Source organism: Streptococcus sanguinis (genome assembly GCF_008329445.1).
Taxonomy (GTDB): Bacteria; Bacillota; Bacilli; order Lactobacillales; family Streptococcaceae; genus Streptococcus; species Streptococcus sanguinis_O.
Window position 1 is genome coordinate 627,502 of sequence record NZ_VIBR01000001.1, and the last position, 15,191, is coordinate 642,692.

14 protein-coding genes are annotated in these 15,191 nt (G+C 38.2%); all 14 read left to right on the top strand.

Annotated features, from left to right (window positions below):
- Positions 1–45 precede the first annotated feature (45 nt).
- The 14 genes from FKX92_RS03275 (at position 46) to FKX92_RS03345 (ending at position 15,121) form a co-directional block, all read left to right on the top strand.
- Positions 46–585, top strand: coding sequence for a DUF3801 domain-containing protein (locus FKX92_RS03275; protein WP_149565519.1), 540 nt, complete (start codon positions 46–48; stop codon positions 583–585).
- Entirely contained in the window at positions 586–2,427 is a 1,842-nt protein-coding gene (locus FKX92_RS03280; RefSeq protein ID WP_149565520.1) for a VirD4-like conjugal transfer protein, CD1115 family, read from the top strand. It begins immediately after the preceding gene.
- Positions 2,428–2,484: 57 nt separating this feature from the next.
- The gene (locus FKX92_RS03285; protein ID WP_149565521.1) at positions 2,485–2,841 is read left to right on the top strand and encodes a hypothetical protein; all 357 of its coding nucleotides are present in this window, start codon (positions 2,485–2,487) and stop codon (positions 2,839–2,841) included.
- Positions 2,834–6,427, top strand: coding sequence for a PBECR4 domain-containing protein (locus tag FKX92_RS12115; protein ID WP_149565522.1), 3,594 nt, complete (start codon positions 2,834–2,836; stop codon positions 6,425–6,427). The genes FKX92_RS03285 and FKX92_RS12115 overlap by 8 nt, the downstream gene beginning before the upstream one ends.
- Positions 6,428–6,493: 66 nt before the next feature.
- Positions 6,494–6,754 carry a transcriptional regulator gene (locus FKX92_RS03295; RefSeq protein ID WP_149565523.1) on the top strand — a complete coding sequence of 87 codons (261 nt, stop codon included), beginning with the start codon at positions 6,494–6,496 and terminating at the stop codon, positions 6,752–6,754.
- A gap of 203 nt (positions 6,755–6,957) precedes the next feature.
- The gene (locus tag FKX92_RS03305; RefSeq protein WP_149565525.1) at positions 6,958–7,332 is read left to right on the top strand and encodes a plasmid mobilization protein; all 375 of its coding nucleotides are present in this window, start codon (positions 6,958–6,960) and stop codon (positions 7,330–7,332) included.
- A 7-nt stretch (positions 7,333–7,339) separates the two neighbouring features.
- Complete coding sequence (locus tag FKX92_RS03310; protein WP_149565526.1) at positions 7,340–8,986, top strand: helical hairpin domain-containing protein; 1,647 nt, start codon at positions 7,340–7,342, stop codon at positions 8,984–8,986.
- A gap of 17 nt (positions 8,987–9,003) precedes the next feature.
- On the top strand, positions 9,004–9,504 hold the full coding sequence (locus FKX92_RS12025; RefSeq protein WP_187759372.1) for a hypothetical protein: 501 nt from the start codon (positions 9,004–9,006) through the stop codon (positions 9,502–9,504).
- Between the two features lie 10 nt (positions 9,505–9,514).
- Positions 9,515–9,823 (top strand): hypothetical protein, encoded by a 309-nt coding sequence (locus FKX92_RS03320; RefSeq protein ID WP_149565527.1) that lies wholly within the window; start codon positions 9,515–9,517, stop codon positions 9,821–9,823.
- 89 nt (positions 9,824–9,912) lie between these two features.
- Positions 9,913–10,506 carry a recombinase family protein gene (locus tag FKX92_RS03325; RefSeq protein WP_149565528.1) on the top strand — a complete coding sequence of 198 codons (594 nt, stop codon included), beginning with the start codon at positions 9,913–9,915 and terminating at the stop codon, positions 10,504–10,506.
- A 117-nt stretch (positions 10,507–10,623) separates the two neighbouring features.
- Positions 10,624–10,962, top strand: a complete 339-nt coding sequence (locus FKX92_RS03330) for a ribbon-helix-helix protein, CopG family (RefSeq protein ID WP_149565529.1) — start codon at positions 10,624–10,626, stop codon at positions 10,960–10,962.
- Positions 10,963–11,123: 161 nt separating this feature from the next.
- Positions 11,124–11,486 (top strand): hypothetical protein, encoded by a 363-nt coding sequence (locus FKX92_RS03335; protein ID WP_149565530.1) that lies wholly within the window; start codon positions 11,124–11,126, stop codon positions 11,484–11,486.
- 439 nt (positions 11,487–11,925) lie between these two features.
- Positions 11,926–13,305 carry an ISLre2 family transposase gene (locus tag FKX92_RS03340; protein ID WP_149565531.1) on the top strand — a complete coding sequence of 460 codons (1,380 nt, stop codon included), beginning with the start codon at positions 11,926–11,928 and terminating at the stop codon, positions 13,303–13,305.
- A gap of 739 nt (positions 13,306–14,044) precedes the next feature.
- Entirely contained in the window at positions 14,045–15,121 is a 1,077-nt protein-coding gene (locus tag FKX92_RS03345; protein ID WP_149565532.1) for an aspartate-semialdehyde dehydrogenase, read from the top strand.
- Positions 15,122–15,191: the final 70 nt, after the last annotated feature.

Here is a 15,191-nt window from a genome sequence, read left to right on the forward strand (position 1 = left end):
TCAGTTAAGAAATAATGACCGCTTTTTTTAGAAAGGAGCGTAGGAATGGATCAGGAAAGAGTTGCAACAAAGGTAGTAGATGTTTATAAACTGACTGGTGAGTTGTTTTTAAAGACTATGTACCAAATGCTTGAGGGCAGCTACCAAAAAGTAAAAGAGCGAGCTGAGAGCAAGGTATTTACTGATAAGGCTAACTGGAATAAATTCATGGCTACCAGTGAGACAAAGCACTTTCAAACATTCATGGTTAGTGAGGTTAATTCTGATCGGCTAGAGGAGTATCTGAAAGGCTATGAGGTTGGTTTTGCTGTCAAGGACAATAAAGACGGCACCTGTACCATTGCTATCGATGCAAAAAATGTGAAAGCTCTGGAGGCTAGTTTCAAAGGGGTTATAAATGATTTAACTGATCCTGGAAAAGCTGAGAAGCTCACAAATAACCTGGTTAAGAACCCAAAAAATATGAACCTTCAGGAAAAATTGGCTTACTATAAGCAGCAAGTAAAAGTTGAAATTCAAGCTAAGTCTGTTGAAAAAGCAGTTATACCTAAGAAGACTCTAGCTAAAGATGATAGGGGGTTATAAATGACTACAGAGCAAAAGAAGCGGAAATTTTTACCTTATCTGATAGCTGGACTAATCTTTTCTTATTTGGCTCATTGGCTGGTCAAGCTATATGATCTTGCACCAGCAACAGAAGGAGCTATTATCTTTGATAATGCTCGCTTAGACTGGATGCTGGAAAACTGGAGTAGTAAATCTTTAATTGATTTTAGCTTCACTGCCGTTAGTTTGTACGGAGCAGGAATTGCTTTATTTATCGTTCTAATGTTCTATCTACGGATAGGAGACAGAGGACGCTATCGATACGGTGAAGAATATGGTTCAGCTCGTTATGCAACGGTCAAGGAGCTGGCCAGCTTTCGGGATAAAGAACCAGAAAATGATATGATTTTCACTCAAAATGCCAGAATGGGGCTATTTAACAAACGGCTGCCTTTCAATCGTCAGCTTAACAAAAATACACTGACAGTAGGCTTGCCTGGGGATGGTAAGACCTATACCTTTGTAAAACCTAATTTGATGCAGATGAACGGCTCTTTTGTGGTTACAGATCCCAAAGGGCTTTTAGTTCGAGAGTGCGGAAAAATGCTGGAAGATAATGGCTTTACAATCAAGATTTTTGACCTGGTAAACTTCATCAATTCCAACCAATTCAACGTGTTCCACTATATGCATGATGAAATGGATATTGACCGAGTTGCAACGGCTCTAAAAGAAGGTACAAAGGTTTCAAATAACCTGGGAGAAGATTTTTGGAATAAAGCAGAAATGCTCCTTACCAGGGCATTGATTGGCTTTCTTTATTTTGACGGTAAGGTTTTAGGAAAGTATGAACCTAATCTCCCTCAGGTGGCCGATCTTCTGAGAAATATTCAACGAGAGCATGAGGACGTTCCTAGCCCGGTTGAGCGAATGTTTGAAGAGCTAGAAGAAGAACTACCTGGAAACTATGCTTGCCGACAATGGCAGCTCTTTATAGATAACGCAAAAGGTCGGACAGCTACATCTGTTCGTATCATGGCGACAACTGTTTTTGCAGCATTTGACCATGATGTCGTTAGAAATTTAATCTCTCGTGACTCAATGGAAATGGAAAAATGGCAAACAGAGAAAACAGCAGTCTTTATCGCCATTCCTGAAACAGATAAGTCTTTCAACTTCATTGCAACGGTCATGTTTACCATGATGTTTAGAGAGTTACCGAAAACGGCAGACAAAATTCTCCAGGGGCTACATCCGACTTGCCAGCCAGAGGACTTACTTCATATTCGCTTAATTTTAGATGAATTTGTCAATTTTGGCCGCTTTCCATTTTTTACGGAAGTTCAGTCTTCTGTACGTTCCCGTGAAATATCGATAGATATTATTATTCAAGCGATTAGCCAGCTAAAAACGGTGTATAAAGACCAGTGGGAAACAATTTTCAATAATTGTGCTACACTGCTTTTTCTCGGAACCAATGATGGGGATACCATGAAATACTTCTCAATGAGGAGTGGGAAACAGACAATCAATGTAAAAAGTCAGTCGATCACTCGAGGAGCGCAAGGATCCAGCAGTCAATCCATTCAAACCATCCAACGGGATTTATTAACTCCAGACGAGGTGGCCAGAATAGGAGTAGACGAGGCTCTAGTCTTTATCTCTAAGCAGCATGTATTCAAGGATAAGAAGACCGACGTGCAGCAGCATCCACGGGCTAAAGAACTAGCTAATAGCCCTAGTGATAAAAATTGGTATCGCTATATTCGGTCAATGTCAGATATGGATGATTGGGATGCTAACGTTAAGCACACTTTCGTACCTGAAAAAACTGAAAGAGAAGTATTAGAAACAGAATTACCGCTAGAGGTAGAATTTTAGAACGATGAAACCTGTTGTAGATTTTCAGCAGGTTTTTATAAGTGGAGGAAAATCAATATGCTCGAAACAACAAAATACACAAGGGGGATTGGTTATTTTGAAACGATTTTTTCAGCCGTTGAATTGTCAACGATGGCAGAAGCATTGAAACAATTTGCATTACAAGGGGATATTACAGCTACTGATGAACCTGGGGATGTTTTAAATGCTTTTGTTGCATCTTTGGTTCAGACAGCGGATTTTGAAGATTTTCAGACGGTTGCGACTCAATTATTCAGCTTCCCTAAAAACTATCAAGGAAGTTTGGAGGTTGAGCAAGTTCAACCATCTAAAAAAGAATGGCAGTACCTGCAGGAAAATATAAAACAGCTCCTCCAGGTTCAGCCAGAGAAAGAAGGTGGCTTGAATGGCTAGTGTTGAAGAATTAAAAAGACTTTCAATCCTTGATGTTGCTGCAAGTCTTGGAATACAACTCAAAAGAACTGGTTCTCATACTTACTCTTGGGTTGAACACGACTCTTTTACCATCAATGCTCAAGAAAACTATTTCAACTGGTTTGCTCGTTCAAAAGGTGGTGATGTATTTAATATGGTGCAAGTCGTCCAGGAAGAATTGACAGGCCAGCAAATTTCTTTTAAAGAGGCTAAACACTTTTTAGAAGAGGGAAATTTTGAGGTATTTGATAGCAGCAAGATACCAGAAAAGGAACCTTTTAAAAATTATTTAGAACCCTATGAAACAGAATTTACTGAAGCAAGAAGCTATCTAAAGGATGTTCGGGGCTTGAGTGATGAAACGATTGACTTTTTCGGTGAAAAAGGAGTCTTAGCTCAAGCTACAAAAAAGACAGGCAATTACTATGAGCCTATCATTGTCTTTAAGAGTTTAAACGGCCAAAATGAGGTCGTAGGAGCTTCTTTACAGGGGATAAGGGAAAATCATGACCTCTACGAAAGAGGACGCTTAAAACAGATTATGAGAGCTTCTGACGGCCTAACAGGAATGCATATTGACATTGGTCAGCCAAAGCGTCTTGTATTTGCAGAAGCTCCCATTGATTTAATGAGTTACTATGAGCTGCACAAAGGTGAATTATCTGAGGTGAGACTGATAGCAATGGATGGCTTGAAAGAGTCAACCATCAGCCGGCACGTTGCTGAACTCTTGTATGAACTAGGAGAAATCAAAGCCCAGGTCAAACCTGAGAACTATTCAACCTTTCTATCTCAAACAGCAGAGGTTACAGATTTTTTCAAAGATGGGAAACACCAGGAGCTAATCACTTTAGCAGTAGATAATGATACAGCAGGTAATACTTTCATCAATCGCCTAGCCGATAAAGGAATTTCTTTCAGTTCAGATTTGCCATCAATGCCAGCTGGTAGGGATAAAATGGACTGGAACGATGCCTTAAAGGAGAGCAAAGAAAAAGCTCTTGACCGAAGCCAAAAGCCAAATAATAACATTGGGGGCGAACTAATCAATCGCAATTCCGGTTATTTAGAAGGCGAACCTTCAAGGACAGCACCACAGCCTGAAGAGCCAAAGGCTCAACCTGATTTTCCTGCCAATGTTCAATTATATTTTAACATTGACCGGCCTAAAAAGTCAAGTGTGCGCCTTAGAAAAGGCTATCACTATGCGACGAATAAAGATATTCGTTTTCTAAATCGTTATGCGGATGATATTCAAAAATCAGCTTCCTGGTATCTGCAGGAATTAGCAAATAGCAAGGTTACTTATTTCTACCAGGACAAGGAAGATGTTCAGATGCTTCAGGTGAATTTTGAAAAACATCATTGGATGCACTTGACGGGGATTGCTCCTGTATATTCTGATTGGGTGGATAACCTTTCTGAGCAATTTATAGAAGATGTAGCAGCAGGAAAAGGGAACTTTGCCAACTTGAGCCTGGGGCTAGGGTTTAGAGATAAAGTGAAATTGATGCCATTGTTGCCTGAAATTTTTGAAACAGACTCCTTTGTCTTCGATGATTTGTCTTCCGTTGAGAAGATGGGGCGCTTGGATGTAGCTAATGCCATCCGATCGGATGATCGGGATGTGATGCTGGCTTTCAGGACGGATGATAGCTCTTCTTTTCCAGCAACTTTACTGAAGCCTAATCAAACACTTAATGTTGAGTTAGACGCTCTAAATCAAGAAAAAACGATTTTGGGAGTCTTTGTTGAGAAGAACAACGAAATCAAAACTCTATCGGTAAATAAAGAGTTTGTTGTTGATGGCGGCCAGCAAATGCTTGAAACCTTGAAGCAACATCAAGGAACAGAAATTTTAAAGGAGAATTTATCAATGCCAGAAAATCAAGAACAAAATGTATTGGATCGTTTTCAGCAAAATTCCAAAAAGGAAAGAAGTAACCAGACAATATCAACAGTATACAGAAGTAGCGGTATTGAACATGGTACATTTGATGAGTTTAAGGAATTTGTATTAAACAAGTTAGAACTGCCGAAAACGAAATCAGAATTTGGGGAAGAATATGATTTGATAAAGGCAACTTTAAGTCAACCACTATCTCCTAAAATGTTCATCGAACACAGCATGCATTCAACTTTAGAAAGTATTGAAAGTATCAATGGGTTTGAGATTAGGACACCTTTTGATTTGGAGGCTTTAAACGACGACGGCACACTGAATATGAATAAAGTAGAAAATGTCTTAGCAGAACGTGAGTCCCAATTAGAAAAAGATCAAGCGATGGATCGTGCTTTAGAAGCGTATGAGGCACAACAAGAGGTATTGATTGAACAGAATGAGAAATGGGGTATTGCAGAATTTGAGAAGGACTCAGACGGGGACGGAATTCCAGACGTTGTAGAGCGTAACATGGGAACCAATCCTTATAGTCCAGATACTGACGGAGACGGAAAGTCTGATCAGGAAGAAATTTCTTACGGCTCAAATCCTTTGGCATCTGATAACTCTAACAATGAAAATATTTCTTCTTCCGGTCAGCAAAAAACAGTTGCTGAATTGATTGCTGAAAAAGATAGTAAAGGTCTTGCCCAAGTTCTAAAAGAAGGAGTAAAAGATTATTTCAAGTCTGACACGTACAAGCAATATTTATTAGCTATGAGTAAGTTTCACAATTACTCGCCGCTGAATATTCAAATGATTTTGAGACAAAATCCAAGAGCTTCTTATGTTGCATCTTTCAAAAAATGGAAAGATGAATTTAGCAGAAGTGTTAATAAAGGAGAAAAAGCATTGCGGATTTTTGCTCCTATAACAGTGAAAAAAAGAGATCCAAAAACGAATGAGCCGCTGCTTGATAAAGACGGAAACGAACAAACTTATACATCTTTTAAGCTCGTTCCAGTCTTTGATGTTTCTCAGACAGACGGGAAAGAATTGCCTAAACCAGTCTATGAATTGAAAGGTTCTTATCAAGATTATGGCAATCTTTATAAGTCTGCTAAAGAGGTATCAGAAGCTAACGGTATTTCGATTTCTTTTAGCGAAAACACAAAGGGAGCCAAGGGGTATTACTCGCCTGTCAGCAATGAAATTGTTATCAAAAAAGGCTTGTCTGAGCAGCATACGTTAAAAACTATCTTTCATGAAATGGCGCATTCAGATTTACACAATTTGGAAAAACGAGCGGAAACTCCATTTAATTTAAGCACTGCAGAATTGCAAGCGGAGTCAGTAGCCTTTGTTGTATCTAGTCATTATGGACTTGATACAAGCGAATATAGTTTTGGATATTTGGCAAGTTGGACGCAAGATCCAAAAGGTCTTAGTGACTTAGAAGGGCAAATCAAAATTGTTCAAAAAGAAGCTGATAGTTTGATTTCTAGAATTGACCAAGCTCTTGAAAAGTATCAAAGCAAAGAATTGACTAAGGACGCTTTTCAACAAAAGCTAGACCGATTGAAAGAGCAATCCAAGGAACAAACTTTAGAGTCAAAAGAGAAAGAGACGGCGAAAGATGAAATAAAAAAAGCCGAGAAGAGCGACAATCAGCTGAACCTGTAAAGGATATTGTCGCTCAATTATCTGACGGCTTTATGCAACGAAGAAAGACCACGGAGGAAACATGAAATGACAGAAAATGTTGAAACAACTCTACTGCTAAATCTATTCTATTTTGAGAATGGACGTTACAGCAGAAATGAAGATTTTATTGCAGCAAAACGCAGAAAGGCTATTGCTTTACTGGACGAAGATGCAGAAGATTTGAAAGAGATTGATCCAGAATTGTCTCTAGAATATACAGAGACGATTGACTATCTGGACTCTATTTCTGATGAAGCCTATCAGGCTGTTAAGGTCGATTTGCTTTCAAGAATTGAAAGCAAATAACGTCCAAAGGACGGACAAGGGGCTTGGGGATTTCCCCAAAACTTTGAAAGGTTTTCCTGCTCCTAAATTGGCAAAATGCCAGTTTTTGGAGTTTGGAAAATCTTTTAAAATGCGTGAGGTGGTACCACCTTGCTATGCTTGCCAGTTTGAAAAGTATAAGCGGTAGGGATGCAGATGTCAAGAAAAACTGAAGAGGTATTTTTATGAGTGATGAAAATAAATTATATCGGAAACACCAACTAAAAATGCGGGTGACTCCAGAAGAAAGAGATTTAATTAAGCGCCGAATGGAAAATCATAATTTCACTAACTTTAACACCTACGCTCGCTATATGCTGCTGACTGGTGAGGTAGTGACGGTAGATTATTCAGAACTAATTAAACTGAGAACAGAGATAAATCGGATTGGTACGAACATCAACCAGCTAGCAAGATATGTCAACACGAACGAGGAAATCAGCTTAGAAAATTATCAAAACTTACAGCACTCACTCGCAGAAGTAAAGCGTTTGATGGAAGAAAATTTTAACCATGAAATTTCTCAGATTGATAAGCTGCTAAAAGAAAGACGGGGGTAAAAATGTCTTGGTCGTAACAAAAGTAAAACAAATAAAATCAGTCAATAAATTAGTTGAAGGTCTGAAATATATCAAAGATGGAGCAAAAACGATTGGAACAGAATTGCTAGATTCTGACTTGAATTTTCCTATCAAAATTGTTAATGGTCAGCCCGTCTCTCAGCTGGTTTCTGGAAATTTGTTGGTCGATGTGGACTCAGCCTTTTCTGAAATGATGCAACTCAAGCAGCTGGCCAATATAGAGAAAGGTCGGCCTATTAACAATGAAGAACTTTCAAAAAATGATGTTTTAGCTCACCATGTTATCCAGTCCTTTTCTCCTGAAGATAATCTGACACCAGAGCAAGTTCATGAGATTGGACGAAAGACTGCGCTTGAATTGACAGGTGGAAGCCATCAGTTTGTTATTGCAACTCATTTAGATAAAGGCCATCTACACAATCACATTTATATCAATTCGACTAATTCGATTACGCTTAATAAATTTCGTTGGCAGAAAAAAACCAAGAGTGCCTTGGAGAAAATTTCTGATAAACATGCGGACGTTGCTGGTGCTAGTATCATAGCTGTAAAAAATCCTTTTGGTCATAAGGAATACGCAGCTTATCGCAGAGAAAATTCATTCAAGTTAGAAATTAAATCTCGGCTTGAGTTCTTGCTCAAACACTCAACCAGCTTAGACGATTTTCAGGATAAAGCAAAAGTCTTAAATTTAGCGGTTGACTTTTCTGGGAAGTATGCAAAATACAAATTGCTAGATCAAGAACAGAAGAGGAATACTAGAGACAGTACCTTATCCAAAAAAGGACGGTACTCTTTAGATCAAATTAGGGAGCGCCTGGCAAAGAATGAAATTGTTCATCCTTTAGAGAAAATCAAAACTGAATATGACAAGCTGCAAGCAGAAAAAGCTGAGGACTTTGAAAAGAGGGTCAAGATTGAACCGTGGCAAGTCGAGTACGAGACAGACTCAGGTATCTATCTACAAATTCAATACGGGATAGCAAACCAGGGAACTGTAAAAATTCCTAACCGGCTGATTGATAAACAAGAAGATGGCAGCTTTGATATTTTTATCAAAAAATCTGACTTTTTCTATTTCATCAATCCTGATAATTCTACTAGCAATAAGTTTATGAAAGGCTCAACCTTAATCAATCAACTGGCTTATGAGAGCGGCGAATATGTGCTGACTAAAAATCCTCATATTTCAAAATTGGAACAGTTAGTCAAGGAATATAATTATCTTGTCAGTCACAATGTCTCTGACTCAGACCAGTTTCATGATTTAAGGGATCGTTTCATTGAACAGATTGAAGAAACGCAACAATCTCTCAAACGTTTAGATGATAAAATTGAACGACTCAATAAGATAGCCTCTGCCCTGGAAGATATTCATTTGGAAAACCCTATCGATGCAAAAGCTGCTTATCAGGTTTTAGAGCAGTATTCAATACCTTCTGAAGTAGATCCAAAAGATATTGAAAAACAAGTGATTGAGGTCTCCGTCGAGCGTAAAGGTCTGAAAGATAAGTTTGATAGTATCGTCAAAGACTTTACTCAGTATGAAAGACTTGAAAAAAATGCTGAAGCAAGAAGAACAAATCAGAGTCTATATGGTAAAATTGAAACCAAAGAAGATTTAACAAAATAGAAAAGGGTTTTATTATCATGAAAAAGAATGATTTACCAAAAGTTATTATTATTGCTATTGTCATTTTGCTTGTAATACCATTACTTATCAATCTATCCTTTAAATTTGACTCTATACATTTGCTGGCAGCTGAGTGGACTGCAGGAGATTTGTTGTCTTTCTATGGTGCTGTTCTAGGAGCAGTCATAACATTGATAGGTTTGATTGTTACATTAAATTATCAATCCAATCAAGCCAGAAAAGATGATGCTGTTAAGTACAGACCAATTTTAAGATTTAACTCAATGAATAATGAATTTGAAGAATTAATGGGAAGACAAGAAGTAACCATATCTTTTCCGTTTGATTCGCCCGAACAAAAAATCAAGGAGACATCATCAGAATTAGATAAGATAATCTATGAGAGATATACTAACAACCTAACTCATTTTCATATGGTATTGAAAAATAAAGGAAGAGGTGAAGCTACTAAGGTATCTTTGGATAAAGCACTTTTAAAAAAAAGTAGAGTTGGATGAAGAAAGTCACTTGTATATTAAAGAATCTTTTCCGGTTTCTTTAGGTGAAATTATTGTTGATGAAACAGTTGATATTGATATTGCTTTACCTAACTTTATGTTTTTAAAAGATGGCATTTCAGAGGATTTTATTTTCATCGAATTAAAAATATCTTATGATGATATATTTCAAAGAAATAGAACGACTATCAAAACATTACTCGTTTTTAAAATCACTCCTGGAAAAGGCTTTAAAGCCCCATATGTTTACAAAGAAGGCTTTAAATTTTATAACGTGAAAGTTGAGTTTATGGAATTTCGACCAATTGAAGGCCAATAGAGTATACCCTATTAGCCTTGCACGTGCAACTTGATTTTACTGGTCAAAAGACACGGCCAATAGAGTTCGGCAAAAATAAGGAGGAACATATGACAAAAATTGCTTATGCACGAGTCAGCAGCACGGATCAGAATTTGGATCGGCAGCTGGAGCAGCTGAAGGGATGTGAGAAGATTTTCCAAGAAGCGGCTAGCGGAGCTAGTAAGGAGCGTCCTCAGCTGCAGGCTCTCCTTGAGTATATACGTGAGGGTGATATTGTGGTTGTCAGTGAACTGGAGCGCCTGGGACGAAACAATCAGGAACTGACAGAAGTCATAAATGACATTCAAGCTAAGGGAGCTACCCTAGAGGTGCTAAATCTTCCAACCCTGCGAGGCATTGAGGATGACAATCTCAGACGGTTGCTTAATAACTTGATTTTAGAGCTGTATAAGTATCAAGCCCAGGCAGAGCGGGAGCGCATCAAAGAGCGTCAGCGCCAGGGAATAGAAATTGCCAAAGCTGAAGGGAAGTACAAGGGTAGGAAAGCACTCTATACAGAAAATGACGAACGCTTGCAGCATGCCTTTAGTTTATATAATCAAGGCTATACCGACAAAGACGTAGCCCGATTGACGGGGATCCCTGAGAGAACCTTTCGGAGGTATAGGAATAAATATAATATTTCAAGGTTTATAGACTAGATTATATACGATATATATAATCGGATAAGTCAGATATTTCAATTTTAAATGCTCTATATCTGTGATATAATGCTTATATAAAATAAATTCAATAACTATATAAGGAAAGATAGAACAATGCGACAAATCAATATTAAAATAGAAGAGGAACAGCTAGATAGAATTGATACATTAGCTAAGAAATCAGGTAAAAATAGAAGTCAGTATATGATAGATAAAGCACTAGAAGAAGATATAGTTCAAGATATACCTGATATAGAGAATAATATAGAAAGTGAATCTACTATCAAAATATTGACTGATCAGGTTGACTATCTTAAAGAGCAGCTAAAAATAAAAGATGAGCAACTGGAAAGAAGTGATATATTATTAAAAGAGTCACTTGACTTAAAAAACAATTTGCTGCTAACCCACAAACAACACTGGTGGCAACGTATTTTTCGTTCTAAATCGTAATTGTTATATATCCGATTTTATATCCTATTTATATAGCATTTATAGCTAAATTATATATAAATATATACACAGAACAGTCATAAATAATTCGTTTTAAAACGAATACATTGATAATTTATGGTATAATATAATTATATAAATGATTAAAGGAGAACTAACATATGAACAATTCACAACGCAATGCAAGACTTGTTGAAGTTACGAATAACGAGAGTTTGAGTAGGAAAATTGTGGATGAGTCAAACGAACGAGAACTAGCTGTCTTAGACCTGGCTCTACAAGAGCCAGAGAATAAGCTCCTCTTTATTGGTTCAACTGATTACTACAGTATATGTCAAATTAATAAAGAATCTCAAGCATCTTCCAAAGTCATTATCCTAGACTATATATCAGGTATGAGTCCAATGAATTGGGGCGAGAATTTATACAAAGAGGCAGTTCAAAAATATGGACTGGATGATTACTCACTCTACATGAGAAATACTCTGGCAGGACGTGACGAAGTAATTCCTTTAGACTTTTAACTCTGACTTATAAAGCAATATTCCAGTCATAATCAAAAAATATCTTCTGACCTTTCTACTTGAAAGGTCTTTTTTTGTCATTTCCGGGATAAAAAATGACATTTCAGAAGAGAACTACTACAAAATATTTAGTACATGATAAACTTTTCTTATCACTTGAAGGAGGAAAGAGATGCTGAGAAAATTGAAAAGCTGGCATAAAAAATATTTTGGAGTTGGCAGCACCTTTTATCGTAAAATAGCCCACTTTGAAAGCTGGCTATATGATGCGATTGTTTCCAAACTATTCTAAAGTTTGTGTTATACTGGTTGTGAGGTGGTAACCCTAACAACTATCTCATGCCTGGCCTGTTGGTCAGGCTCTTTTTTTTATCATGGACTTGAAAATTTTATCAAAAAACAATAATATAATACCTAAGTTTTAGAAAGGGGTTAGCTTATGGGTGTGACTGTCCTGGATGAAAGAAAATTTTTAGAAGATTTGAGAAAGCAGAATGAAGAAGCCTTCCTGAAGGCTGTAACTCGATATGATGATCAGGTAGCCCCGTCTATGCGTGCCAGGGGCTACAAATTGAAAAATAGATCAGCCCGTACAGTTGCTTTTATCTTTGGGGAAATTTGCTTTGAAAGAAACCGCTGGTACAAAAAAGGAACCTGCAAGGTGCCAGTGGATGAATGGCTTGGTTTAGAGAAACACAGCCGTTTCAGCATGGAGCTGATTTATCAAATTAACCAGATTTCAACGTGTACCACTTACCGCAAAACAGCGGATTTGATAGAGTTCATGACTGGTATCAATCTAACAAAAGACACTGTCCTGAAAGCTGTTAAGCGTGCTGCAGCGCTCAAGAAGGAGCAGGAAGAATATGACCTCTTGTCTCTTCCGGAAGCCATAGAGGAAAACAAAACAAGCCCTGAAAGGCTCTACATTGAGGGTGATGGAGTCTGGGTTAAAACACGATCTAAACAAGGAGAGGAAGCCAAATATAGCAATATCTCTCATTACGTCATCCATACAGGAAGCGAGCAGGTCGGCCAGTCCAAACGCAGGCAGTTAAAAAATAAAAAGAACGTGCTTTCTTTATCTGGAAGCAAAGCCAAAGAGCAGGTATTAGATTACGTGCATCAGACCTATAAAACAGGAAAGGGAACAACCCTGATTACTAACTCTGATGGCGGTCCGGGATATGGAGGCAGAGTTTTCAAGGATTTTGCGACCGCTTTTAAAGTTCAAAGACATGAGCATTTCTGGGACCCTTACCATTTGCAGCAAGAGATAGAAAAGAATTATAAAGCGCAGCCAGAAGAGCTAAAAGAACTTTTGAAACAGGCTATTTATCAGCATGACTTTGACCTTCTTCAAACAACCATTGACACGACAGAAAGTCTAATTGACGACGAGGAAGAAACGGCTACTTTTCAGGACTTTGCCAGAAGGCTGAAGCGTAATTTTAGTTATACAAAGCCTGCATCGCTTCGCAATCTCCCAAAGAAAGGAATTGGGGTGATGGAGTCACAGCACAGGCGCCTTACTTACAGAATGAAAAATCAGGGAATGATCTGGAGTTTAGAGGGGGCTGAGATTATGGCAAATATGATATTAGCTGTAGAAGAAGGAACCCTAAGAGAGTTGTTTTTCGGGGACTGGCGTAAAGCATCCCAAAAAATGAAAGCGTTAGATAAAGTTTCTGGAGGAAAAGTAAGAAAATATATGAACCATTTGGACAGTCTAAAGCGGAATTTTCAGATTGGAGAGGGAAGAAAGTCACATAAAGCTCGACGTCAAAGTCATAAAAAAGGTGCTACTATCCTAAGATAATCAAACAGTCCTGTATAGTTCTTCTGGGGTTGAAAACTCTAGGGTTTATTTGACATGCCGTCATCATTTTTCTGTTGACATCGCTTGAAATTAGTTGTATAATTATAGCAATAAGAAACAAAAAAGAGGCAGGTGCGCTAACACCTACCTCCACCGAGTAAACAAGTACAGTTGTGTTACTCAGTCTTTAATCTAGTTTACAGCATAAAGTAGAGAATGTCAAGGCTGAAGTGAACGATTGTATACGTTTGCATCTCATTTCCTTGAATTTCTGCTATTTTTTTTATCTTCTCAAAAATTGAGACACATACTTTTAGATTAAATACCTTGACAAAACGGAAAAAGATAAGGTAAACTATATTTCGTGCGATGAGTCGATATGCAGATTTTCTGCAAATTGAAGCATGGGAGGTCATAACGCAGGAGCGGACTTTGATCAGTTGTGTGAACCTGCTGATCACACGAAAGTGCCCTTATCCCCAGTCTACGGATTGGGGATTTTTTATTGCTCTTGATGAAACAACTTCGCAGAAGGCAGTTGAGTCGTAGAGCAATGGATGCAGTTTTGTTCGTGAGAACAAAATCTGTAAACCTTGAAAGTTCTCATAGAGAGACATGTGTGTTAGTGTAGTTTATCGAAATATCGCACTTATATTCTTCAGAAATATTTGCATTTTTCCCTAAAAATAGTATAATACTAACAATACAAAATTTTTTGAAAATTCAGAGAGGTTATCGCATGGGATATACAGTTGCTGTAGTAGGTGCCACTGGCGCCGTTGGATCTCAAATGATTAAAATGCTGGAAGAATCTAGCCTTCCAATTGATAAAATACACTATCTGGCGTCTGCTCGTTCAGCTGGAAAAGTTCTCCAATTCAAGGGACAAGATATTACTATCGAAGAGACGACTGAGACGGCTTTTGAAGGTGTAGATATTGCTCTCTTCTCAGCTGGTGGTTCTACCTCAGCAAAATACGCTCCTTACGCAGTTAAAGCCGGAGCGGTGGTGGTCGATAACACCTCTTATTTCCGTCAAAATCCTGATGTTCCTCTGGTTGTTCCAGAAGTCAACGCCCATGCCTTAGATCAGCACAAGGGAATTATCGCTTGCCCTAACTGCTCGACAATTCAGATGATGGTAGCTTTAGAGCCTGTTCGTCAAAAATGGGGATTGGACCGTATCATCGTTTCAACTTATCAAGCTGTTTCTGGTGCAGGTATGGGAGCCATTCTTGAAACTCAAGCTCAATTACGCTCTGTTCTCAATGATGGTGTAAATCCTAAGGACGCGGAAGCCAATATCCTGCCGTGTGGCGGTGATAAGAAGCATTATCCTATTGCCTTTAATGCCTTACCTCAGATTGATGTCTTTACAGATAACGACTACACTTATGAAGAGATGAAGATGACAAAGGAAACTAAGAAAATCATGGAAGATGATTCTATTGCTGTTTCTGCGACTTGTGTTCGTCTTCCGATTTTATCTGCTCACTCAGAGTCTGTCTACATCGAGACTAAGGAAGTTGCACCTATTGACCAGGTAAAAGCAGCAATCGCAGCTTTTCCAGGTGCTGTTCTGGAAGATGATGTAGCTCATCAGGTTTATCCGCAAGCAATCAATGCGGTTGGTAAGAAAGAAACCTTTGTTGGCCGGATTCGTAAGGATCTTGATGCAGAAAAAGGAATCCATATGTGGGTTGTTTCAGACAATCTTCTTAAGGGGGCGGCTTGGAATTCTGTTCAAATCGCAGAGACACTGCATGAGCGTGGTTTAGTTCGTCCAACAGCAGAAATTGTTTTTGAATTAAAATAAAGTGACCAAGGAAACTTGACAGCACAGGGTTGAATAATCGTTCTTTCAACCCTCTTTTCGTATAAAGAGA

Coding starts and splice junctions, on each gene's coding strand:
- FKX92_RS03330 (WP_149565529.1), top strand. CDS start 10,624: ATGCGACAAATCAATATTAAAATAGAAGAGGAACAGCTAGATAGAATT.
- FKX92_RS03295 (WP_149565523.1), top strand. CDS start 6,494: ATGACAGAAAATGTTGAAACAACTCTACTGCTAAATCTATTCTATTTT.
- FKX92_RS03345 (WP_149565532.1), top strand. CDS start 14,045: ATGGGATATACAGTTGCTGTAGTAGGTGCCACTGGCGCCGTTGGATCT.
- FKX92_RS03335 (WP_149565530.1), top strand. CDS start 11,124: ATGAACAATTCACAACGCAATGCAAGACTTGTTGAAGTTACGAATAAC.
- FKX92_RS03275 (WP_149565519.1), top strand. CDS start 46: ATGGATCAGGAAAGAGTTGCAACAAAGGTAGTAGATGTTTATAAACTG.
- FKX92_RS03280 (WP_149565520.1), top strand. CDS start 586: ATGACTACAGAGCAAAAGAAGCGGAAATTTTTACCTTATCTGATAGCT.
- FKX92_RS03340 (WP_149565531.1), top strand. CDS start 11,926: ATGGGTGTGACTGTCCTGGATGAAAGAAAATTTTTAGAAGATTTGAGA.
- FKX92_RS12115 (WP_149565522.1), top strand. CDS start 2,834: ATGGCTAGTGTTGAAGAATTAAAAAGACTTTCAATCCTTGATGTTGCT.
- FKX92_RS03285 (WP_149565521.1), top strand. CDS start 2,485: ATGCTCGAAACAACAAAATACACAAGGGGGATTGGTTATTTTGAAACG.
- FKX92_RS03325 (WP_149565528.1), top strand. CDS start 9,913: ATGACAAAAATTGCTTATGCACGAGTCAGCAGCACGGATCAGAATTTG.
- FKX92_RS12025 (WP_187759372.1), top strand. CDS start 9,004: ATGAAAAAGAATGATTTACCAAAAGTTATTATTATTGCTATTGTCATT.
- FKX92_RS03305 (WP_149565525.1), top strand. CDS start 6,958: ATGAGTGATGAAAATAAATTATATCGGAAACACCAACTAAAAATGCGG.